Annotated in this window: 16 protein-coding genes and 1 other RNA gene; 15 read left to right on the forward strand and 2 right to left on the reverse strand. The window is 73.2% G+C overall.

All coding sequences use genetic code 11. The features are described 5' to 3' along the window. Positions 1–3 precede the first annotated feature (3 nt). From prfB to TBIS_RS18510, 7 genes are all read left to right on the forward strand, one after another. The gene (prfB, locus tag TBIS_RS03955) at positions 4–1,140 is read left to right on the forward strand and encodes a peptide chain release factor 2 (RefSeq protein WP_013131048.1); all 1,137 of its coding nucleotides are present in this window, start codon (positions 4–6) and stop codon (positions 1,138–1,140) included. A 393-nt stretch (positions 1,141–1,533) separates the two neighbouring features. Continuing rightward, entirely contained in the window at positions 1,534–2,223 is a 690-nt protein-coding gene (gene ftsE / locus TBIS_RS03960) for a cell division ATP-binding protein FtsE (RefSeq protein ID WP_013131050.1), read from the forward strand. 9 nt (positions 2,224–2,232) lie between these two features. Next, positions 2,233–3,132 (forward strand): permease-like cell division protein FtsX, encoded by a 900-nt coding sequence (ftsX, locus tag TBIS_RS03965; RefSeq protein ID WP_013131051.1) that lies wholly within the window; start codon positions 2,233–2,235, stop codon positions 3,130–3,132. Positions 3,133–3,233: 101 nt separating this feature from the next. Continuing rightward, the gene (smpB, locus tag TBIS_RS03970) at positions 3,234–3,716 is read left to right on the forward strand and encodes an SsrA-binding protein SmpB (RefSeq protein ID WP_013131052.1); all 483 of its coding nucleotides are present in this window, start codon (positions 3,234–3,236) and stop codon (positions 3,714–3,716) included. Positions 3,717–3,719: 3 nt separating this feature from the next. Next, positions 3,720–5,612: a penicillin-binding transpeptidase domain-containing protein gene (locus TBIS_RS03975; protein WP_013131053.1), complete on the forward strand. Its 1,893-nt coding sequence runs from the start codon at positions 3,720–3,722 to the stop codon at positions 5,610–5,612. Between the two features lie 568 nt (positions 5,613–6,180). Beyond that, positions 6,181–6,564, forward strand: a transfer-messenger RNA (tmRNA) gene (gene ssrA / locus TBIS_RS18505). Between the two features lie 206 nt (positions 6,565–6,770). Further along, on the forward strand, positions 6,771–7,331 hold the full coding sequence (locus TBIS_RS18510; RefSeq protein ID WP_241019861.1) for a GntR family transcriptional regulator: 561 nt from the start codon (positions 6,771–6,773) through the stop codon (positions 7,329–7,331). A gap of 421 nt (positions 7,332–7,752) precedes the next feature. Here TBIS_RS18510 and TBIS_RS03985 read toward each other — a convergent pair whose 3' ends face one another. Next, on the reverse strand, positions 7,753–8,835 hold the full coding sequence (locus TBIS_RS03985) for a S1C family serine protease (RefSeq protein WP_242384307.1): 1,083 nt from the start codon (positions 8,833–8,835) through the stop codon (positions 7,753–7,755). A 324-nt stretch (positions 8,836–9,159) separates the two neighbouring features. Here TBIS_RS03985 and TBIS_RS03990 point away from each other — a divergent pair, with 324 nt between their 5' ends. The 8 genes from TBIS_RS03990 to pgfA all read left to right on the forward strand — a co-directional run bounded on the left by TBIS_RS03990 (position 9,160) and on the right by pgfA (position 21,939). Next, entirely contained in the window at positions 9,160–9,735 is a 576-nt protein-coding gene (locus TBIS_RS03990) for a hypothetical protein (protein ID WP_050760428.1), read from the forward strand. A 508-nt stretch (positions 9,736–10,243) separates the two neighbouring features. Continuing rightward, positions 10,244–11,071, forward strand: a complete 828-nt coding sequence (locus tag TBIS_RS03995) for a hypothetical protein (protein WP_013131057.1) — start codon at positions 10,244–10,246, stop codon at positions 11,069–11,071. Between the two features lie 60 nt (positions 11,072–11,131). Beyond that, positions 11,132–13,342: an acyl-CoA dehydrogenase family protein gene (locus tag TBIS_RS04000; RefSeq protein ID WP_013131058.1), complete on the forward strand. Its 2,211-nt coding sequence runs from the start codon at positions 11,132–11,134 to the stop codon at positions 13,340–13,342. 120 nt (positions 13,343–13,462) lie between these two features. Beyond that, positions 13,463–14,965, forward strand: a complete 1,503-nt coding sequence (locus TBIS_RS04005) for an MmpA family trehalose lipid delivery protein (RefSeq protein WP_013131059.1) — start codon at positions 13,463–13,465, stop codon at positions 14,963–14,965. A 143-nt stretch (positions 14,966–15,108) separates the two neighbouring features. After that, the gene (locus TBIS_RS20025; protein WP_013131060.1) at positions 15,109–15,240 is read left to right on the forward strand and encodes a hypothetical protein; all 132 of its coding nucleotides are present in this window, start codon (positions 15,109–15,111) and stop codon (positions 15,238–15,240) included. A gap of 216 nt (positions 15,241–15,456) precedes the next feature. Next, complete coding sequence (locus TBIS_RS04010; RefSeq protein ID WP_013131061.1) at positions 15,457–16,734, forward strand: glycosyltransferase family 4 protein; 1,278 nt, start codon at positions 15,457–15,459, stop codon at positions 16,732–16,734. Positions 16,735–16,843: 109 nt separating this feature from the next. After that, positions 16,844–20,959: an alpha-(1->3)-arabinofuranosyltransferase gene (locus TBIS_RS04015; protein WP_013131062.1), complete on the forward strand. Its 4,116-nt coding sequence runs from the start codon at positions 16,844–16,846 to the stop codon at positions 20,957–20,959. Further along, positions 20,947–21,939, forward strand: a complete 993-nt coding sequence (gene pgfA / locus TBIS_RS04020; protein ID WP_013131063.1) for a cell envelope lipid trafficking protein PgfA — start codon at positions 20,947–20,949, stop codon at positions 21,937–21,939. The genes TBIS_RS04015 and pgfA overlap by 13 nt, the downstream gene beginning before the upstream one ends. Here the strand turns inward: pgfA and TBIS_RS04025 are convergent. Next, the gene (locus TBIS_RS04025) at positions 21,880–22,617 is read right to left on the reverse strand and encodes a class I SAM-dependent methyltransferase (RefSeq protein WP_013131064.1); all 738 of its coding nucleotides are present in this window, start codon (positions 22,615–22,617) and stop codon (positions 21,880–21,882) included. The two genes, pgfA and TBIS_RS04025, sit on opposite strands and share 60 nt — an antisense overlap. Positions 22,618–22,622: the final 5 nt, after the last annotated feature.

The following is a 22,622-nucleotide window of genomic DNA, read 5'->3' on the forward strand; positions in this document are numbered from 1 at the left end:
GACGTGGCAGTCATCGATCCGGCCGAACAGATCAACGAGCTTACCGGCACTCTGAGGGGCATCCAGGACGTCCTCGACATCGACGGCCTGCGTAAGCAGATCGCCGAGTTGGAGGAGCAGGCTGCCGCGCCCGATCTGTGGAACGACCCGGAGAAGGCTCAGCGGGTCACGAGCCGACTTTCCCACCTGCAGGGTGAGGTCAACCGCATCGAGGAGCTGGCGCGCCGCCTGGAGGACCTCCCCGTGCTCTTCGAGCTCGCGGCCGAGGAGGGGGACCAGGAGGCGCTCGCCGAGGCCGAGCGGGAGCTGGCCAAGCTCAAGTCCGACATCGGGGCGCTCGAGGTGCGGACGCTCCTGTCGGGCGAGTACGACGAGCGCGAGGCCCTCATCACGATCAACGCCCAGGCCGGCGGGGTCGACGCGGCCGACTGGGCGCAGATGCTGCTCCGCATGTACCTCAGGTGGGCGGAGCGGAAGGGCTACCCGACGGAGATCTACGACACCTCGTACGCCGAGGAGGCCGGGATCAAGTCGGTGACCTTCACGGTCAAGGCCCCCTACGCGTACGGCACGCTCAAGGGAGAGCACGGCACGCACCGGCTGGTCCGGATCAGCCCGTTCGACAACCAGGCCCGGCGGCAGACCTCGTTCGCCGGGGTGGACGTGATGCCCGTCGTCGAGCAGACCGACGACATCGAGATCAACGAGGACGAGATCCGGATCGACGTCTACCGTTCGTCTGGCCCGGGCGGCCAGGGGGTGAACACCACCGACTCGGCGGTCCGGATCACCCACCTGCCCACGGGCATCGTGGTGTCGTGCCAGAACGAGCGGTCCCAGCTACAGAACCGGGCGACCGCGATGGCGGTGCTCAAGGCCAAGCTGCTCGAGCGGAAGCGTCAGGAGGAGGCTCAGGCGATGGCCGAGCTGCGTGGCGAGACCACGACCTCCTGGGGCACGCAGATCCGTAACTATGTGCTGCATCCGTACCAGATCGTCAAGGATCTGCGCACGGGTGTGGAGTCCGGCAACCCGACCGCGGTGCTCGACGGCGATCTCGACCAGTTCATCGAGGCCGAGATCCGCTGGCTGCGCCGCCAGGAGGCGAGCAAGGAAGAGAAGCAGGAGAACAAGGGATGAGCTAGCCTTACGGGCCTCGGGTCGCCTAGTATCCGCTGACGTGCTTCAGTGCCAGCAGGGCCGCCACCAGGAGTACGGCCAGGGCGATGACCACAGGTGGCAGGCCCGTGATCCCGTGGTGATGGACTTTGGCCCTACCTTCCCGGCAGACGGGGCAGCGCCCCTCCACGACGGGGCCAGAACACGCCGCGCAGATGAGATGTTCGCAGCTCATACCGGATCGACCGCCCCTGAAACCTAGCGCATATTGATTAACTTCCGTTATGGACGTTCTATGCCAGTCTTACCCCCTAGACTGGCCCTTGGCCAAGCGGATGCTCGGCTCACTGACGAGTGGCCGGCGGTTACCGGCCGAAAGTCCCACCCCCTAGACTGGCTAGCCGTGATGCGCCCGTGATCCATTTCGATAATGTCACCAAGGTCTACCCGAACCAAAGCCGACCAGCCCTCGACCGCGTGACGCTCGACATCGGCAAGGGCGAGTTCGTCTTCCTGGTCGGCCCATCAGGGTCAGGGAAGTCCACATTCCTCCGGTTGATCCTTAGGGAGGAGAAGCCGGATTCCGGCACGATTCATGTCGCCGGAAAGGACCTGTCGCGGCTGTCCAACTTCAAGGTTCCGCACCTGCGACGCCGGATCGGCTGTGTTTTCCAGGACTTCCGGCTGCTGCCCAACAAGAACGTCTACGAGAACGTCGCGTTCGCACTCGAGGTCATCGGGAAGCCTCGCAGGTTCATCCGGAAAGTGGTCCCCGAGGTGATCGAACTGGTGGGGCTCGAGGGCAAGGCGCATCGCATGCCCCATGAGCTTTCCGGTGGTGAGCAGCAGCGGGTGGCCATGGCCCGCGCCTTCGTCAACCGGCCCATGATCCTGCTGGCCGACGAGCCGACCGGGAACATCGACCCCGCCACCAGCATCGGAATCATGAAGGTGCTGGACCGGATCAACCGGACTGGGACCACGGTCCTCATGGCGACCCACGATGCCGCCATCGTCGACTCCATGCGCAAACGCGTCGTGGAGCTGGAGGACGGCAAGATCGTCCGTGACCAGTCGCGCGGCGTGTACGGCCAGGCGTATTAGGAGTGATCGATGCGGGCAGCTTTCATCTTCTCCGAGGTCTGGATAGGCCTGCGGCGGAACATCACGATGACCATCGCGGTGATCGTGACCGTCGCCGTCGGCATGGCGCTGCTCGGCGTCGCGCTGATGATCAATTCCCAGGTCATGTCCCTGACCGGCTACTGGGCGAACAAGGTCGAGATCTCGGTCTACCTGTGCAGCAAGAACTCGTCCTTCCCCGCCTGCCGGAACAGGGGCGCGGCCACCGAGGAGGAGAAGGCCCGGCTCAAGCAAACGATCGAGAGCCTGCCCGACGTGGAGCGGGTCGAGTTCGAGGACCAGACCCAGGCCTACAAGAACTTCCAGGCGACCGAGACCAACCGGCTCCTGCTGTCGATCACCAGCGTGGAGGACATGCCGGAGTCGTTCCGGGTCAAGCTCAAGGACCCGGAGAAGGCGAACGCCGTTCAGGAGGCACTGACCGGGCAGCCCGGGGTGTCGAACATCGTCAACCAACGGGAGCTGCTCCAGTCGCTGTTCGGCTTCATGGGGAAGCTGAGGAACATGGCCCTCGGCGTGGCGATCCTCATGTTGATCGCGGCGACGCTGCTGATCGGCAATACCGTGCGCCTGTCCGCCTATAACCGGCGCCGGGAAACGGCGATCATGCGGCTGGTCGGCGCCTCCAACCTCTACATCCAGCTGCCCTTCGTCATGGAGGGCCTGATCGCAGGGCTCATCGGCGGCGTGCTCGCCGCGGTCCTGCTGATCATCACGAAGATCCTCATCTTCGAGGGCATCCAGATGTACATGGCGGCCCCGCTGAGCTGGAACACGGTCGCCGTGATCATCTTCGTGACCATGGCGGTGGGCGTGGTGATCTGTGTGCTCGCCTCGTTCATCACGCTCCGCCGCTACCTGCGCGTGTGACGGACGCCGGAACACCCCGCGCCGGAACGCTCCGCGCCGGCGGTGTTCCGGCGTCCGCCGCGCGTGGTCGGCACTCCTCTCCCCGGCGGTAGGCTCCCCGTATGCCACGTGAGACCGGGCGCAAGCTGATCGCGCAGAACAGGCGTGCGAAGCACGACTACTTCATCGAGGACACGTACGAGGCCGGCATCGTGCTGACCGGGACGGAGGTCAAGTCGCTGCGCGCGGGCAGGGCCAACCTCACCGAGGGGTACGCCACCGTGAAGGACGGTGAGGTCTGGCTGATCAACGTGCACATCCCGGAGTACAGCCACGGCACGTGGACCAACCACGCGCCGCGCCGGACCCGGAAGCTCCTCCTGCACCGCAAGGAGATCGCCAAGCTGGAGGCGGTGCTCAAGGAGCGCGGTCTCACCCTGGTCCCGCTCTCGCTGTACTTCAAGGACGGCAAGGCCAAGGTCGAGATCGGCGTCGCCCGGGGTAAGAAGAGCTACGACAAGCGGCAGGCCCTGCTGGAGAAGCAGGCCAAGCGGGAGATGGCCCGGGCCATGTCGAACGCCCTCCGCCGCCGGGGAGGCCGCTAGGCCGTGTCCGCCCACGCGAGAGCCGTACGGGCAGCGCTCGCCTTGGGACTGGCCGTACCCCTGCTCACCGGGTGCCTGGAAGAGTCGTCCCCGCACGAGGCGGTGCGCGAGTTCCTCGTCGGCTGGCAGACGGGGGACTACGCGAGCGCCGCGCGCCGCGCCGACGCGAATCCGGCCACCGTACGGAAGGCGCTGGCGGACGCCAAGCAGCAGCTCGACGCCGCCTCGATCCGGTTCTCGATCAAGGGGATCACGCGGGACGGCGACACCGCCCGGGCCGACTTCCACGCCGAGGTGGATCTCGGGGAGAACACCCCGCTGTGGGAGTACGACGGCAGCCTGCCGCTCCGCCTGGTCGGCGGGCGGTGGAAGGTCCGGTGGTCGCCGAGCGTGATCCACCCCGACCTGCGCCCGGGGCAGCGCTTCGCCGTGGCGACCAAGCCGCAGGGGCGGCAGCCGATCCTCGACCGCCACGGCGATCCGCTCCAGAACGAGACCGTCCTCTACGTGGCCGGCGTCTACCCGGCGGAGATCAAGGACCCGGAGCGGCTCTGCGGGGAGCTCTCCCGGGTCACCGGGTTCGCCCAGGACCGCCTGCTCAGCCGGATCCGCTCCGCGCCGCCGAAGGACTTCGTCGCCCTCGCGACGTTCGGGCGGACCAAGTACGCGCAGATCCACCAGCGGCTCCGGGCGATCCAGGGCATCCGGATCGTCACGGACAACGCCCCGGTCGCGCCGAAGTCGCCCACTCAGATCGTCGGCCGGGTGAGCGCGATCACCCCCGAGGCCGAGCAGGCGCTCGGCGGGCCCCAGCGGGCCGGCGACTCCTTCGGCCGGGAAGGGCTGCAACGGGCCTACCAGGACCAGCTCACCGGCACGACCGAGACGAGCGTGGTCATCCTCGACGCCCAGACCGGGCGCCAGATCAAGGAGCTTCAGGCCTGGCGGCCGGTGCGCAAGCCCACCCCGGTGCAGACGACGATCGACAGCCGGCTGCAGAGCGCCGCGGACGCGGCCGTGGTCGGCCCCCGGCCGGCGGCGCTCGTCGCGGTCCAGGCCTCGACCGGGCACGTCCTCGCGGTCGCCACGAACCAGCTCCACCAGGAGCGGGACGCGCTCGCCGGGCGGTACCCGGCCGGGTCGGTCTTCTCGATCGTGGCGGCCGACGCGCTGCTGAGGTCCGGCTTCAACCCGGAGCAGCGGGTGCCGTGCACCCCTGAGCGCTCGGTCGGCGGCGCCCGGTTCCAGGAGCCGGGGGTCCTCACCCTGCAGACGCCCACCTTCCGCACCGACTTCGCCCAGGGGTGCGTCACCGCGCTCGCCTCGCTCGCCCGGCGGGTCGACGGCGAGGCGATCCGCGTCACCGCGGCGCGGTACGGCATCGGCGTGGACTGGGAGCTCCCCCTCCGCACGTTCAGCGGCAGCCTGCCCCGGGCGGACAGCGACGCCGCGGTCGCCCGCATCATCGCGGGCCAGACGGTCCAGGTGAGCCCGCTCGCGATGGCCCTCGTCGCCGCCGCGGTGAACACGGGCACGTGGCGTCCCCCGGTCCTGGTCACCTCGCCGTCCACCCTCCCGGAGCCCTCGTCCGACGGGGCGCGGCGGCCCGAGGCGCAGCCGGTGCGGCTCGACCCGGGGACCGTGACGAAGCTGCGCGAGCTCATGCGCGCCGGGGTCACCTCCGGCATGGCCCGCGCCGCGGCCGCGCCCGGGGGCGCCGTGCACGGCGTGGCCGGGCTCGCCGACCACATCGAGGGGAAGAAGCGCACCAGCCTGTCGTGGTTCGTGGGCTGGCAGGGCGATGTGGCCGTGGCCGTGATGGCCGCGAGCGACGACAAGTCGGCCGCCGCGGCGATCGCCGGGAGCTTCTTCCGGAACGCGCGCGTCCGGTTGTGAGCGCCGGGACCCGAGCCCGCCCCGGCGACGAGCCGGTCCCGCGGGCCGGGAGCGCCGGTGACGGGCGGCCGGGCGCGGGCGGCCGCGAATCCGGGGCCGCGCCGCCGTGGCCACGGTCACGGGCCGATGGGGTGTCCGCACCCCGCTCGGCGGCCCCGGCGAGATCTCGGGGTCACGGAAGAACTCCGTGAGGTCACGGTGAGATCTCGGCAACATCTCCGCACGGCGAGCAACCTTTCGGGGTGCGCCCGGCGTCTTACCGGGTGACTGAGCGCCGCTTGGGGGGTTGCGGAGCTCAGTCGCCGTGATGAGACCAGGGCTCCATCTCGGGGGGAGCCCTGCCGTCCGGACCGGCTCGACCCTGCCGGTCGGCCCCGGAGGCACGTGCTAGCGCGGCGCCTCCGGGGCTCTCGCTTTTCGGAGCCTTTTCCGGGTGCGCCTTCCGGGTGCGCGCCGGGGCTTTCCGGGTGCGCGCCGGAGCCGGGCGCGGGCGGAATAAACGGTCGCCGCACCGATGTCCTACTAGGTAGACTGAAGGTGCTCATCGGGCGAGCTTGACAACTGCACAGGGGGTGACTGGCTTCGACTTCGGCACTGCAAGTCAGGGGAAGCGGGTCGGGGACGGCGGACATCACCCCGTCAACACTGTGTCCGCGAAAAATAAGTGCCAACAAGAAGCACGCTGAGGTTAGCCAGGCTTCCCTGGCTCTCGCTGCCTGATCAGCGAGACCTCTGTCAGTCCGGGAGCGCCTCCGGCCCGGTACTGACATCGGTAGGAGGCTGACCGGCCGGCTCGGTCACGGAGCCGTCCGGGACATCGCACAGTGACTGGGCCTGTCGGCGACTTGCCTGCGTGAGCGCCGGGGCCGAGTAAAACGCCTAGCAGGCTGCACCCGGAGAAGCCCTGGCTTGGTGTTGAAGGACGCGGGTTCGATTCCCGCCACCTCCACGACGAACGGCCGATGCGACGCATCGGCCGTTTTTCGTTGAAACCCCACCGGATCAGGCCGGATAAGCTCGTGGCGGCAGGCCGGGGCGCCGTCCCGGCACCGTGCCGCGTCCCGTCCGGGTGCGGACATCCGCCGCGCCGGGTGGGAGCGGCCGGCGCCGGCGGACGGGCCACGGCCGGAGCGGAACCGGGCGGAAGGAGGATCGGTCGTGGTCGGGCCAGGCGGGCGTGTGGTGGTGCGGCGCGCGATCCCCACCGAGCCGGCCGTCCGGGGATCGGCGTCGCTCTTCCTGACCGAGGCGGCCCGGCAGGGGGTCCGCGCCGACCGGCGGATGCTCTACGTCGGCCCGGAGCCCGCGCCCGCGCACGTCGCCGAGGCGCTGCGGGTCGAACCGGGCACCGAGGTGATCGCCCGGCGCAAGCTGCTGCTCGCCGAGGGCGTTCCGGTGCGGGTCGCCACCAGCTTCCTCCGCCTCGACCTGTTCGGCGGCACGGCGCTGAGCCGGCCCGGCTTCCTCACCCCCAGCCTGCAGGCCGCGATCGAGGCGCTCGGCCACCGGTTCGGCCGCGCCGAGGAGTACCTGATCGCCCGCCCGGCCACCGGAACCGAGGCGGAGACGCTCGAGCTCGGCGCCGGCGAGTGGGTGGTCCAGATCCTGCGGACGAGCTACTCGGCCGACGACACCCCGATCCACGCGCTGGAGACCGTCTGCGCCGCCTCCCGCCACGTCTTCCCGATCACCCAGGTGAGCGGGGCGGACGAGTTCTGAGCCCGGCTCGGGCGGGCCGCCGGCCGTCCCGGCGCACCGGCCCGGTCGTGCGCGAACCCCACCTGCCCGCGTGACCCCACCTTCGCGCGTACCCCCGTGCCGGTCCTCCCGCGGCCCTCGCGTCGCCCACCGCTCACCCGGTCCCGTGGACCGGCCCGGCCGGAGGACGGGGCCGCCGCCGGGGGCGGGCGCCCGGGGACACCCCGGGGCGTGCTGAAGCCGGAGACGCTCGCCGAGATGCGGGAGCCGGGGCGGGGTGGCGCTGGTCACCCGTGCCTCCGGGCGCGGGAAAGCTCATCGAGGGGCGCGAAGGCGGATGCGCCGAGGGGTGGGCGCCCGGGGGAGGGCCGCCACCCCAGAACGCCCGGGCACGGACCGCCCGCGGGGCCGGACGGGTGCGCGGCCGGGCGGGGACCCCGGGTCACGAGGGGAGCTCCTCCAGGGTGACCTCGACGGTGGTGGTCCGGCCGAAGGCGCGGCGCAGCTCCACCCGCACCGTCTCCCCCGGCTTGTAGGTGGCGAGGATCTGGGAGAGCGTGTACGAGGTCCGGGTGGGCCGGCCGTTGATGCTGAGGATCACGTCGCCCGGCCGGATCCCCGCCCGATCGGCGGCGCCGCCGGGAGTGACCGCGCTGACCAGCACGCCGGTGGGGTTGCCGAACAGGTCGATCGCCGTGCCCGCGCTGATGCCGAGCGCCGCCCGGCGGGAGTTGACCACCTTGCCGTGCTGGATGATCTGCCGGGCGATGTCGACGGCGGTGTCGCTCGGGATGGCGAAGCCGATGCCCGGGGCCGCGCCGAGCTGGGGGTCGACCGCGGCGAGCGTGGGGATGCCGACCACCTGCCCGCGCAGGTCGACGAGCGCGCCGCCGCTGTTGCCGCGGTTGATCGGCGCCGAGGTCTGGATGGCGTCGATGATGGTCGCGCCCGGGAGGCCGTTCTGCGCGGGCGCCGAGACGGTACGGCCGAGGGCCGAGACGATGCCCTGGGTGACGCTGCCGGAGTAGCCGAGCGGGTTGCCCAGCGCCAGCACGATCTGGCCCACCTGGACCTCGGAGGAGCGGCCGAACCGGGCCGGGGTGAGCCCGCTGGGGTCGGCGACCTTGAGCACCGCGAGGTCGCCGGCGGGGAAGAGGTTCACCAGCTCCGCCCGTTTGGGCTCCCCGCCGGTGGCGAGCGTGACCTCGGCCTCGCGCGCCCGGCCGAGCACGTGGGCGTTGGTGATGATGTGGCCCTCGGCGTCGAACACCACGCCGGAGCCGAGGGACTCGGACGTGGTGACCTGCACGATCGATGGGAGCACGGCCTTGATCACCTGCTCGTACCGGCTCTGCAGCGCGCTCACCTCCGCGGGCGGCTCGGGGAGGAGGGCGGCAGAGGTGGGCGCGGGCGTGGTGACCTGCGTGGCGGAGGTGGCCTCGCCCGCGGCGTCGCCGCCGTCCGCATCGGCCTGGCATCCGGTGGCGCCGATGAGCAACGCCGCCGCCACGGTCCACGCTGACAACCTTGAGATCCTCATACCTCCTGGGTACCCCCGGCACGGGACCGGCGGGCGGTCATGACCGCACCGCGCGATGGGGCGGGTGCACCCCGGCCGCCGTCGCGGCCGCTCTGCCGGGCGGTGACGGGAGAGCGCCTCCCCGCCGCGGCGGTGCGGCGTTCCGGCACGGCATTTCCGGCATGGCGTTCATCGCCGCGGGGCGGCCGCGCACCGGCTCCGCGCCGCCCAGGCCGTGACGTGCCTCTTCGTGGCCCGGCCGCCGCGGGGCGGCTCCGCGTCGGTATGTACCCCTTAGGGGTAGGGGGTATCCGTGATATCGTGCCGGGCATGAGCACCGAGGCGGCGAACGCGGGCCGCCTGCGCGCCCGCGCGCTCTTCCGCCGATGGCCCACGGTGGCCGGCCTGGCCTTCGCCGCCGGCTACGTCTTCCGCATCACGACCGGGCTCGAACCGGCCCCGATCCTGGTCGCCGCCCTCGTCATCTACCTCGGCACGGCGGCACTGGGCAGGCCCGGCGCGGCGTGGCCGCTGTTCTTCGCGGCCGCCGCCGTGATCGTGCTCACCCGCGCCGCGCTGCCGGGGGTGCAACCGTCCTGGGTGCTGTTCGCGCTGGGCGTCCCCCTGCTGGGGTACGGCCTGGCCCGCCGGGCGTTCCGGCCGCTGTGGGGCCTGCCGCTGCAGACGCTGCTCTTCGCCGTCGTCGGCGGCCTCGCCGCGATCGGCCCGCTGCTCGGCGCCGAGACCGGCGGCCTGCTGATCGCGGCCGGCCTGCTCGCCCACGCCGCGCTCGACGTCCACCTGCTCCGGACCGGCCGGCTGGTCCCCCGCTCGATGGCCGAGTTCTGCGTCGTCCTCGACACCGCCCTGGCCGTGGCGATCACCGCGGTGGTGGCGCCGAACTGAACACGTCGTCGCCGGAACCGATCAGCCGGCCCCCGGGACCGCGGCCCGGCGCGCCGCCCGCCGGATCCGACGCCTTGGACCGGCGGCGCCGCCCGCCGGATCGAATGCCTGTGACCGGCGGCGTGGTCCGTCCGGCCCCGGCGGCGGAGGCCCGGCCGGCGCGCCGGGCACCCCGCGGCCGGCGCGCCGACGGGAGGCGCTCGGCCCGCGAACGGCGCCCGACGCCTCCTGGCCCGCCCGCGATGAGCCCGGCGGCGTGCGAGCGGCCCGGACGCGATGGCACGTGAGCGTCCCCGGACCGCCACGGACCGTGAGCCTCCCGGCCCGCGGCGGGCGCGGCCATGCGGCCGGACCCGGGCTCGCGTACGCTGCCGTCATGGCAGAGGGAGCCGCTGATCGATCGAACCGCCCGATCGACCCTCCGACGACGCCGCTCCCCGCGCTCGGCGCCACGCCCTCCGGCCCCGGACCGGGACCCGGAGATCCGGCCGCGCACGTGGACCCGGCCATGCTCACGATGCCCCTGCCCAGGGTCGCGCCGCCGCCTCCGGCCGGCGAGCCGGCGGAGCCCTCCGGGCGGGACGGCGGCGACCGTCCGGCGGAGGACCGGCGGCAGCGGCGTCGCTCCTGGCGCCGGGCCCGCTACGCGGCCCTCGTCGCGCTCGGGACGGCCGGCGCGGTGCTCGCCACGTTCTCGATCTTCTCCGCCGACCGGCCGGAGCCTCCGCCCGTGGCGGCCGGGGCGACGCCCGCGGCGAGCCCGTCGCCGTCGCCCACCGGGGCGCAGATCCCCGCGGTGCCGCTCCCGAAGCTGCCGGAGAACACGCCGCTGCCCGTCCGCCCCGGCCCGGGCACACCCGTGGTGGAGACCATCGAGGACCGGAAGGCGGGGATCGGTTACGCCAGGTTCGGCGAGCCGTGGCGGTCGGCGTGGCCCAAGGCGTTCACCTGCACCCAGATGGCCGGCCCGGTCCGGCGGCCGTTCGCGCTCATCGGGTCCAGGCCGCTGCCCGGCCCGGCGCCGGGGAGGCTCACCACCCCCCAGGCGTACCAGGCGATGGCGCTGCGCGCCGTGCGGTGGACGCTGCGCTACCAGCCGCAGGGCGCCCGGGTGACCTGGACCGCCTCGCAGCCGGTGCCGCAGGGCACGGGCTGGCTGCTCGGCTACCGGGTCAGCTACCGCGTCGACGGCGAGACGCGCTCGTCCGAGGCGATCGTGGCCGTGGTCGGTACCGGCCGGGCGCGGCCGGCGCTGCTCTTCGCCACCGTTCCCGACGATCGCCCGGAGCTCTACCGCGATCTGAACACCTTGATATCGACGCTCCGTCCGCTCTAGCGCCGTTTGAATTTTCCTCTAGAATAAAGTTCTATTAGCCTGTCTCGCGGTGGAGGAGCAATGGCGATAGGGCTCAGCGAGGAGCACCGAGCACTCCGGGAGTCGGTGCTCGGATGGGCGGAGCGCACGATCCCGGCCGAGGCGGTGCGCGGCGTCGTCGGCGCGCTCACGGAGTCGGCGGAGGAGAAGCGCCCCGCGTTCTGGACCGGCCTCGCCGAACAGGGCCTGCTCGGCCTGCACATCCCCGAGGAGCACGGCGGCTCCGGGTACGGCCTGCTCGAGACGGCGGTCGTGATCGAGGCGCTCGCCGAGCGGGTCGCGCCGGGTCCGTACGTGCCGACCGTCTTCGCCAGCGCGGCGATCGCCGCCTCGGAGGCGAAGGCGAAGGAGCAACTGCTGCCCGGCCTCGCCGACGGCTCACTGATCGGCGCGGTCGCCCTCACCGGATCGATCCGCGGGGTCCGCGAGGGCGGCGAGCTCAAGATCAGCGGTACCGCTGAGCCCGTGATCGGCGGCGGCGTCGCCGACGTCCTCGTGCTGCCCGTGTCGGCCGACGGGGGAGAGGAGTGGGTGGCGATCGACGCCGCCCAGGCCACGATCACCCCGGTCCGGCCGCTCGACCTCACCCGCGGGGTGGCGAAGGTGGAGGTCGACGGCCTCGCCGTACCCGCCGAGCGCGTCCTGACCGGCCTCGACCGGACCGAGGTGCGCAACCTCGCCGCGATCCTGTTCGGCGCCGACGCCGTCGGGGTCGCCGCCTGGTGCGTCCGGTCCGCGGCCGACTACGCCAAGGTGCGGGTCCAGTTCGGCCGCCCGATCGGGCAGTTCCAGGGCATCAAGCACAAGCTCGCCTGGATGCTCGTGGCGCTGGAGCAGGCGCGGGCCACGGTGTGGGACGCCGCCCGCGCCACCGGCGGCGCGGAGCGGGAGTACGCGGCCGCGATCGCCGGCGTGATCGCCCCGGACGCCGCGGTCCGGTGCGCCAAGGACGCGATCCAGACCTTCGGCGGCATCGGGTACACCTTCGAGCACGACGCGCACCTCTACTACCGGCGCGCCCTCACCATCCGGGCCGCGCTCGGCCGGTCGGCCGAGTGGTCCGAGCGGGTCGCCGAGCTCGCGCTCCAGGGCGTCACCCGGGAGATGAAGATCGAGCTCCCCGAGGAGGCGGAGGCGCTGCGCGAGACCATCCGCGCCGAGCTCGCCGAGATCGCGAAGCTCGAGGGGGTCGAGCAGCGCCGCGCGCTGGCCAAGGCCGGCTTCGTCATGCCGCACCTGCCCCGGCCGTGGGGCCGCGACGCCTCCCCGCTCGAGCAGGTGCTCATCCACCAGGAGCTCCGGGCGGCGAAGATCAAGCCGCCGCAGCTGATCATCGGGGCCTGGGTGGTGCCGTCGATCGCGGTGTACGGCACGCCCGAGCAGCAGGAGCGGTTCCTGCCGCCCACGCTCAGCGGCGAGATGGTCTGGTGCCAGCTCTTCTCCGAGCCGGGCGCCGGTTCCGACCTGGCCTCGCTGCAGCTCAAGGCCGAGAAGGTCGAGGGCGGCTGGAAGCTCAACGGCCAGAAGATCTGGACCTCGTTCGCGCAGTACGCCGAGTGGGGCATCTGCATCGCCCGCACCGACCCGTCCAAGCCCAAGCACGACGGCATCACGTACTTCCTCGTGAACATGAAGTCCCCGGGGATCACGGTGCGCCCGCTGGTCGAGATGACCGGGGAGACCCTGTTCAACGAGGTCTTCTTCGACGACGTGTTCGTGCCCGACGACATGGTCGTCGGCGAGGTGAACGACGGCTGGCGGGTGGCGCGGAACACGCTCTCCAACGAGCGGGTGTCGCTCTCCTCCGGCTCGGGCGGCACCGGATCGTCCGTGCCCGACCTGCTCGGCCTGGTGCGCCGGCTCGGCCGTGAGCTCACCCCGGTCGAGCGGCAGGACGTGGCGCGGGTGGTCTGCGAGGCCCACTCGATCAACGCGCTCGCGCTGCGGGTCACCCTCAAGCAGCTCGCCGGCACCGAGCCGGGCGCCGACGCGTCGGTGCGGAAGCTCGTCTCCACCACGCACGCGCAGCACGTGGCCGAGGTTGCGGTGAACCTGCTCGGCCCGGACGCGGTCGCCGCGGCCGACGCCAGGCTCGGCGACGCCGGCTACTGGAACCGGGCCGTGCTCGCCACCCGGGCGATGACCATCTACGGCGGCACCACCGAGGTGCAGCTCAACATCATCGGCGAGCGCCTGCTCGGCCTGCCGCGCGACCCGGAGCCGGGCAAGTAACCGGGCGGCGGCTCAGGCACGGGACCGGACGGCGGCCCGGGCCGGTGACCGGGCGGCCGTCCGGCGCGTGGGCGGCTCCCGGGTCCGCGCGGCCCGGGGCCGCCCCATAGCCTGTACGGCATGCCGCAGCGCCTCCATCGGCTCCTGCCCGCCCTGCTCGGGCTGGCGCTCGGCGTGCTGGCACTCGGGCCGGCGCTCGGGCCGGGGTTCGTGCTCCGGTACGACATGGTCTTCGTGCCGGACCCGCCGCTGCGCGCCGAGCCCGGCGGGGCGTTCCCCCGCGCCGTGCCGAGCGACCAGGTGGTGGCGCTGCTGTCCGCGGTGCTGCCCGCGGAGGCCGTGCAGAAGCTGATCCTGCTCGGCGTGTTCGTGCTCGCCGCCTCCGGGGCGGCGGCGCTCGTGCCGGGCGGCCGGACCGGGCCGCGCCTCGTGGCGGCCGCGTGCTACGCCTGGAACGCCTACCTCGCCCAGCGGCTGCTGCTGGGGCACTGGGCCCTGCTGCTCGGGTACGCCGGGCTGCCCTGGGCGGTGCGGGCGGCGGCCCGCGGCGGCGTGCCGCGCCTGCTGCTCGCGCTCCTTCCCGCGGCCGCCGGCGGCTTCAAGGCCATGCTCATCACCGCGCTCGCCGTGCTCCCGGTGAGCGCGCTGGCCGGGGCGCGCCGCCTCGCCACCGCCGGCGGTGCGATCGCGCTGTTCAGCCTGCCCTGGCTGATCCCGGCGCTGCGGGCCACGGCGGAGACCGACCCGGCGGGCGTGGCCGCCTTCGCGCCGCGCGCGGACGGGCCGTTCGGCACGCTCGGCAGCCTGCTCATGCTGGGCGGCGTGTGGAACGCCGAGGCGGAGGTCCCCGGCCAGGGCTGGTGGGCGATCGCCACCGTCCGCCTCGTCGTCACCGCGGTCGCGCTCGCCGGCTTCGCGGGCACGGTGCGGGCGGGGTGGCCGGCCGCCCGCGGGCTGGGGCTCGCCGCGGCGGCCGGGCTGCTCATCGCCTGCACCGGGGCGTTCGCGCCCGGCGCGCTCCGCACCCTGATCGAGTGGTGGGCCGGGTTCGGGACGCTCCGGGACGGCCAGCTCTTCATCGCGCCGCTCGCCCTCGCCGAGGCGCTCGGGCTCGCCGCGGCCGCCTCCCGGCTGGGCCGGATGGCGGTGGCGGTGGCCGCCGTGCCCGTGCTCGTCCTGCCGACGTTCGCGCTCGGCGCGTTCGGCCGGCTCGCCGCCGTCGAGTACCCGGCGGAGTGGCGGACGGTCCAGCGGATCGTGAACCGGGATCCGGCGCCCGGGGCGCTCGTCTCGCTCCCGTGGGGGGCCTACCGGGCGTTCGAGTGGAACGGCGGCCGGGTGGTGCTCGATCCGGCGACCAAGCTCTTCGCCCGCCGGGTGCTGTGGGACGACACCCTGATCGTGGGCACGGCCGAGGGCCCGATCCGGGTCGCGCCGGAGGACCCGGAGGCGCGGCGGATCGGGGCGCTGCTGGCGCGGGGCGGGCCGCTCACCGCCGCGCTGCGCGACGCCGGCGTGCGCTATGTCCTTGTCGCGGGACTTGACAAGAACCGGTTTCTGTCACAAGTCCCCGGCGCCCGGGTGGCATGGAGCGGTGAGGAGCTGCTCCTGCTCCGTCTTTGAGCAGGTCACCGCGGGGACTGGTCAGTTTGGCTACCATGCGGTAGCTTCATGGGTCACGTTTTGACTAACGCTATAGTCAGTGACGTGAATCACGTTCTAGTCTCGGGTCCACATGCTCGCACCGTGGAAGGGAGGAGGAGCCCGTGTTGAGAGTGGTCGCCGCTTTGGCGGTGGGCGCCGTTCTCGCCGGCGTGGCGTCGGTGGCCGTGGTGAACGTGGCCGCCCCGGCTCCGGAGCCACCGAACAAGCCGCTCTATAACTACGGCACGCGGTGAGCCCTCTGATCCGTTAGGAGCGGGGCCGAGTCTCATCCCGGATCCCATCCGCCGCACGTCCCCCGCGGGATCCGCGCCGGCCGTACCTGACGACCGGCGGCCGAGAGCGGCGGCACACAGCTTGTTCAAGGCATGGCTCAGCCATGCCTTGATCCGTCCCTGCCCGCGTTTCCCCCGCAGGTGTCGCGCCGTACGCGCCAGCCAAAGGAGTCGGTCGTGGTCGCACCGGGTGCGAAGGCAGCGCCGCCCAATCTCGCCTCTCCCCCCGAACCTCCCCCAGAGCAACGCCAACGGCCCACGCTCGCCCCAGGCCACGGCGATGCGGACGCGGGGCACGCGGCCGGGCCCGACGCCCCGCTGCGCGGCCTCACGGTGGCCCTGTGCAACTTCCGCGAGCCGTCCCAGACCGTCGCCGGAGGCGCGGAGGTCTTCGCCTGGCAGGTCGCGTCGTACCTGGTCGGCCAGGGCGCGACCGTCTACTTCCTCACCAGCCGGGAGCCCGGCCAGCCGCGGGCGGAGCGCCGCGACGGCATCGAGCTCCGCCGGATGGGCAACCGCTACCTGGTCTACCTGCTCGTCCCGCTCTGGCTGCTCCTCCGGCGCCGGCGGATCGACGCGGCGATCGACTGCATGAACGGCATCCCGTTCTTCACCCCGCTCGTCCTGCGCCGCCGGACCAGGATCATCTGCGTCGTGCACCACGTGCACCGACTGCAGTTCTACGCCTTCTTCCCCCGGTGGCTGGCCCGGATCGGGTGCTTCATCGAAGGGCCGGTCGCCCGGCTGCTCTACCGCAAGCGCACCACGGTCACGATCTCCGAGTCCTCCAAGCGGGAGCTGCGCGAGCGGCTCCGGTGGCTCGCCCCGATCGAGGTGGTCCACAACGGCAGCCCGGCGGTCCGCCCGATCGCCTCCCTCCCGGTGAGCGGCGACCCCGCCATCGTCTACGTCGGCCGGCTCGTCGGCCACAAGCACGTGGACCGGGTGGTGGAGCTCGCCGCCGAGCTCGCGGCCAAGCGCCCGGGGCTCCACGTGCACGTGGTCGGCCGCGGACCCGAGTACGACCGGCTCGCCGAGCGGGCCCGCCGGCCCGACGTGGCCGGGCGGGTGCACCTCCACGGCTACCTCCCCGAGGCGGAGAAGAACGCGATCGTCAGCGGCGCCCGGCTCAACGTCACCGCGTCCGAGTTCGAGGGCTGGGGCCTCACCGTGATCGAGGCCGCGGCGCTCGGGATCCCCACGGTCGCCTACGACGTCCCCGGGCTGCGCGACTCGGTGCGGGACGGCGTCACCGGCTGGCTGGTCAAGGAGGGGGAGCGGCTCGCCGACGTGGTGGACCGGGCGCTGGAGGAGCTCTCCGACCCCCAGGTGCGCGAGCGCATGTCCCGGGCTTGCCGGATGTGGGCCCAGGAGTTCACCTGGGGTAAGACCGGCGCTACGATAGCCGCTCTGATCACCGCGAAATTGGACGAAACGTCTAGAGAGAAGTCCTGAGCGCGACCGGACGGGCGCCCGGCGGAACCGCGCCACCGCCCGTCCACGTCCGCCGTCAAGGCAGCGTTGCGGGCATGTGGTTGAGCGAGGGGGCCGGCGAGGCGTGGCCGTGACCGGATCGACGAGGAGCCAGGAGCGTACCCGGCTCACCGCGGCGGATCTGCGCGAGCCCGCCGCCGGGCAGGCCGGTCCGGCGCGCCGGGAGGCGTCCACCCTGCGGCACCGGCTCCGGATGGTGGCGGCATGCCTCCTCCTCGCCGCGATCGCCTTCAACTCGGCGCCCGGGATGCTCATCCCGGAGACCAAGCTCGACCTGGCGATCGACCCGGCGGGCTTCCTCTCCCGTGCGCTCCACCTGTGGGACCCGGCCTACTTCGGGCACCTGCAGAACCAGGCGTACGGCTACCTCTTCCCGATGGGCCCGTTCTACCTGCTCTTCCACACGCTGGACATGCCCGCCTGGGACATCCAGCGGCTGTGGATGTCGCTCGTGCTCTGCGCCGCCTTCGTCGGGACGGAGCGGCTCGCCAGGGCCCTGAACATCGGGACCCCGAACACCCGGATCCTCGGCGGCCTCGCCTACGCGCTCGCCCCGCACGCGCTCGCGCTGATCGGCGTCAACTCCTCCGAGTTCCTGCCCTCGGCCGTACTGCCGTGGATCCTGCTGCCGCTGGTGCACGGCGCGCAGGGGCGGCTGAGCCCGCGGCGGGCGGCCGCGCTCTCCGCGGTCGCCTTCCTCTTCGCCGGCGGGGTGAACGCCGCGGCCGAGCTCGCGGTGCTCCCGGCCCCCTTCCTCTACCTGATCACCCGGAGGAACGGGCCCCGCAAGTGGCGGCTCCTCGCCTGGTGGCTGGTGCTCACCGGGGCCGTGACCCTGTGGTGGCTGATCCCCCTGCTCCTGCTCGGCGGCTACATCTTCTCGTTCCTGCCGTTCATCGAGACCGCCTCGGCCACCACCGGGGTCACCTCGCTCATCAACGTGCTGCGCGGCACGTCGAGCTGGATCTCGTTCCTCCCGGTGGACGGCAAGCCGTGGATCCCGGCCGCGTTCGACCAGGCCACCGTCCCCTGGCTCGTCGTGGCGACCGCCCTGGTCGCCGCGCTCGGCCTCACCGGCGCGGTACGGCGCGGCACCCCCGAGCGCGCCTTCCTCGCGCTCTGCGTGCTCACCGGCGTGTTCGTGATCACCGCGGGGCACGTCCACGACCTCGCCCACCCCTGGGCCGAGCAGGTGCGCGCCCTGTTCGACGGCCCGCTCGCCCCGCTCCGCAACCTCCACAAGTTCGACGCGCTGGTGCGGCTGCCCATCGCGCTCGGCATCGCCGCCCTGCCCACCGCCGGGCCGGTGCGCGTCCGCAAGCCCGCGATGGCGGTGTCGGCCGGGCTGCTCACCCTGACCCTGGTGCCGGTGGCGACCGGCGGGGTGACGCCCAGCGGGGCGTTCCCCGACATCCCGATGTACTGGCGGGAGGCCGCCACCTGGCTCAACCGCAACGTCGGCTCCGGCATGGTGCTCGTCATGCCGGGCGCGGCGCGGGGCGAGTACCTGTGGGGCCGGCCGCTCGACGAGCCCATGCAGTCGCTGCTCAAGGTCCGGTGGGCCACGCACACCAACGTCCCCTGGGGGTCGCCCGGCATCGCCCGGCTGATCCAGGCGATCGACGAGCGGTTCGCCAACGGGCGGGGCTCGCCCGGCCTCACCGCGGTGCTGCGCCGCATCGGCGTCACCCACCTGCTCATCCGCAACGACATCGACCGCGAGAAGATCGGCACCGCCTGGCCGGCCCGGATCCACCAGGCGCTCGAGGACTCCGGCCTGACCCGGACCGCCGAGTTCGGGCCGCTGGTCGGGCAGCTCAGCAGCGTCACCGCCTCCGGCTGGCTCGACCAGCCCTACCCGGCGCTCGAGGTCTACCGGGTCCCCGGCGCCGCCCCGGTCGCCGGCACGGTCCCCCGCGAGGACGCGCTCCACGTGGAGGGCGCGCCCGAGGCCGTGCTCGCCATGGCCGAGCAAGGGCTGCTCACCGACGACCGGCCGATCCTCCTGGGCGACGAGCCGGGCGCCGAGAAGATCTCCAGCGCGGACACCGTGCTCACCGACACCCTGCGCAAGCGGGACCTGATCTTCGGGGACGTGCGGCGCAGCACGTCGGCCACGCTCACCGACGAGGAGCGGCCGAAGACCACCGACCTGCTCGACCCGAAGTGGACCGGGGCCATGTCGACCGCGCGGTACCTCGACGTCAAGGAGGTGATCGCCTCCTCCTCGGACGGCTCCATCGACGCGAGCGCGTCCGCGCGGGACCCGGGGCGCCTGCCGTACGCGGCGCTCGACGGGGACCTGCGCACCGGGTGGCGCTCCGACGGGTGGAAGGGCGCCGTGGGGGAGTGGCTCGAGGTCCGCTTCACCGGGCCCGTCGACCTGCACGAGTTCGAGGTGGCGTTCGAGATGTCCGCGATCGGCCCGCCCGTGGCCGAGGTCGCGGTGGAGACCGAGCGCGGCACCCGGCGCGCGGCCGTGCAGCAGACCGACGCCCTGCAGCGGCTGCGCCCGGTCACCGGCCCCACCTCCTGGCTGCGCATCCGGATCACCAAGCTCGCGTACGCGCCGAAGTCGAGCTTCGGCACCCGCGTCGGGATCCTGGAGGTCCGGGTCCCGGGCGTCTCGGCGGTGCGGACCATCGCGCTGCCCGCGTCGGCCAAGGACTCGCCGGGGACCGTGCTCCTCACCAAGCAGGGCCACGCCGCCGCCTGCATGCGCGGCTCGGCGACCTGGACCTGCAACGCCCAGCTCCAGATCCACGGTGAGGACCGCTACGGCTTCGACCGGCTCTTCCCGGTCACCCGGGACGAGGTCCGCACGGTGAGCGGCAAGGCCGTCCTCACCGACCCGCGCTCCGCCGACCTGCTCACCTCGCTGCCGTCGCTCTTCCCCCACGTCGGCGGGTCGTCCACGGTCACCGACCACCCGGCCGTGCTGGGCCGCCAGGCGATGGACGGCGACGTGAAGACCCTCTGGTACGCCCAGCCGTTCGACCGGCGCCCCACGCTCTACATCGACCTGGGGAAGGTCCACCGGTTCGACCAGATCCAGGTGCTGTTCCCGGACACCTTCCTCGGCCAGCCGCCGGTCAAGGTCACCGTGCGCGCGGGGACGCGGACCGTGCAGGGCTGGGTGGGCAAGGACGGCAGGGTCCGGTTCCCGGCGATGCGGGCGAGGCGGCTGGCGATCGAGTTCACCGCGCCGGCGTCCCGGTCGCTCCAGGTGGCCGAGCTCCGCATCCCCGGGGTCAAGCCGCTCGGCGCGCTCGGCGGCTTCCCGCTGCGGCTCCCGTGCGGGTACGGGCCGACCCTGTGGGTGGACGGCAACGCGGTGCCGACCAGGATCGTGGACGGCACCCTCAACGACGTGCTCAACGGCCGCCCGCTGACCTTCGCCGGGTGCGCGCCCATCCGGCTCTCCGAGGGCCGGACCAGGGTGAGCGTGGCGGCGACCGACGCCTTCCGGGTCGAGTCGGTCGCGCTGCGGACCGACGACGCCGCGGCCGAGCGGACCGGCCGGGTGAAGATGACCCCGGCGAAGGTGCTCTCCTGGGGCCCGGACGAGCGCCGGCTGCGCGTCACGGCGGACGAGCCCGCCTACCTCGTGGTGAACGAGAACGCCAACGCCGGGTGGCAGGCCTACCTCAACGGCGAGCGGCTCACCCCGGTGCGGCTCGACGGGTGGCGGCAGGCGTGGGAGCTGCCCGCGGGCGGCGGCGAGGTCGTGCTGCGCTACGAACCCGACGCGCCGTACCGGGCCGCGTTCGCCGGCGGGGCCGCGGCCGCGCTCCTCGTGCTCGCCCTCGCCCTGATCCCCGCGCGCCGGCGGCCGTCCCCCGGCGCGGTGGGCCCGGGCCGGGCGTCCACGGTGCTGATGTGGGCGGCGGCGGTGGCCGCCGGCCTGTGGAGCGCGTGGCTCGCCGGCGCGGCCGTGGCGGTCGCCGTGCTCCTGCTGGTCCGGTGGCAGCGGCGGATCCTCGACGCCCGGCACGCCGGCCCGACGCGGCTGCGGTGGATCGCCCGGCGCGTCTCCTCGGCCTGGCTGCTCGCCGTGCTGCTCGCCGCGGCGGGCGTGGCCCAGGCGCTCGGGCACGGCATGGCCGCGCAGCTCCTCTGCGCCGGGACGCTCGCCGTGCTCGCCGCCGTGCTGGGCGACCGGGAGGAGGCGCGATGGTCCGGCTGAACCGGGTGGTGCGCGACCTGCTCATCGTCACCGCGATCGCGTTCATGATCACGGCGGCCGTGCTGCTGCGCTACTACGTCTACCCGGCGACCCTGGTGCTCCCGCTCGAGCAGAACCGGACCTACCGGCTCGAGGCGTCCTCGGCCGTCTACCTCGACACCACCACGTACGAGCTGCGGGCCGGCGTGCCCGTGGTGCAGACGGTCACCCTCCTCGGCGACCCCGCCGCCGGCGACGACCGGGTGGCCGTGTGGACGGAGGCCTCCTCCCTGGAGACCGAGCAGGGGGAGCGCATCGACTACCACGAGCGCCGCACCGCCTTCGACCGGCGGACCGGGATGATCGTCGACTGCTGCGAGGGCTACGTCGACTCCGACCCGGCGGCGGCGCAGCGCGGGCTCGCGTTCCGCCTGCCCTTCGGCGCCCGGCCCCAGGGGTACCCGATGTACGAGCCCCTGGTGAAGCAGGAGGTGCGGCTGCGCTTCGACGGGACGGAGACCGTCGCCGGCGTGGAGACCTACCGGTACACCTACCGGGTGGGCCCGGTGAAGATCGAGGACCTGCCCGACCCGGTCCCCGGGCGGTCGGTCGGGCTGCCGTCCTGGCGGAGGATCACCGTGGCCAGGTACACCGAGGTCGACCGGACCCTGTGGGTGGAGCCGGAGAGCGGCCTGATCGTGAAGACGCTGCTGCGCCGCCACGACACGCTGCGCACCCCCGACCAGGTGGAGCGGCAGACCAGCCTCCAGGCGGAGCTCGTCACCTCCGAGGGGGACGTGCGCGCCCTGGCCGAGGAGGCGCTGCGGTGGCGGCGGTGGGCGCAGCTCGTGCGCGACGTGGTCCCGGCGCTGTGCCTCGGGATCGGCGGCCTGCTCGCCGCGGTGCTGGTGGGGCTGCGCGCCGCCCGCGCGGTACGGCGGTCAGCGGCGGCGCAGCACGAGCAGCAGGTTCCAGGTCACGAACTCGCGGACGCCGGGTAGATGGACCACCGCGGTCGCCCAACGAGGGTGGTAGCGCGGCCGGGCGTCGATCAGCTCCACGTCCGGCCGGCGCCTCGCCCATGCCAGGGCCTTGGACACCGAGACCGGGAACAGCGTCGTGCCGTACAGGTTCTTGGGCGGCCTGCCGTACCGGCGCTCATACCGGCGCGCGGCGAAGCGGCCGCCGAGGTAGTGCCAAGGGGAGGTCTCGTGCCCGCCCCAGGGCGAGAGCCAATTGGTGAACGACAGGTAGATGATCCCGCCCGGCTTGGTCACCCGGACCATCTCCTCCGCCATGCGCCACGGGTCGGGCACGTGCTCGAGCACGTTGGAGGAGAAGCACACGTCGACCGACCCGGTCCGCAGCGGCAGGTCCAGGGCGCTGCCGAGCACGGAGCCGTCCGGGATGACACCGGTGCGCGCGCTCATCTCCCCGGCGTCGCAGTCGATGCAGATCGCGCGGGCGCCGGCGGCGCGCAGCACCTCGGTGAAGTACCCGGGGCCGCCGCCGACGTCGGCGACGAGCGCCCCGTTCAGGTCGGTGTACGTGCCGAGCTGGGCCACCGTGTCCCTGGCGAGCAGGCCGTAGAAGTAGTCCGGATCGGTCTGCTCCTTGCGGAACGCGCGGAACAGCCGGATCGAGCGAGCCAGATCTGCGCGGAAGGGCTCGGTCTGCACGGCGA

The organism is Thermobispora bispora DSM 43833, from assembly GCF_000092645.1.
GTDB classification, from domain to species: Bacteria; Actinomycetota; Actinomycetes; order Streptosporangiales; family Streptosporangiaceae; genus Thermobispora; species Thermobispora bispora.

Excerpts from the sequence above, each read along its gene's own strand:
- ftsX (WP_013131051.1), top strand. The coding sequence starts at position 2,233 with ATGCGGGCAGCTTTCATCTTCTCCGAGGTCTGGATAGGCCTGCGGCGG.
- pgfA (WP_013131063.1), top strand. The coding sequence starts at position 20,947 with ATGGTCCGGCTGAACCGGGTGGTGCGCGACCTGCTCATCGTCACCGCG.
- TBIS_RS03995 (WP_013131057.1), top strand. The coding sequence starts at position 10,244 with ATGCTCACGATGCCCCTGCCCAGGGTCGCGCCGCCGCCTCCGGCCGGC.
- smpB (WP_013131052.1), top strand. The coding sequence starts at position 3,234 with ATGCCACGTGAGACCGGGCGCAAGCTGATCGCGCAGAACAGGCGTGCG.
- TBIS_RS04000 (WP_013131058.1), top strand. The coding sequence starts at position 11,132 with ATGGCGATAGGGCTCAGCGAGGAGCACCGAGCACTCCGGGAGTCGGTG.
- TBIS_RS04005 (WP_013131059.1), top strand. The coding sequence starts at position 13,463 with ATGCCGCAGCGCCTCCATCGGCTCCTGCCCGCCCTGCTCGGGCTGGCG.
- TBIS_RS03990 (WP_050760428.1), top strand. The coding sequence starts at position 9,160 with ATGAGCACCGAGGCGGCGAACGCGGGCCGCCTGCGCGCCCGCGCGCTC.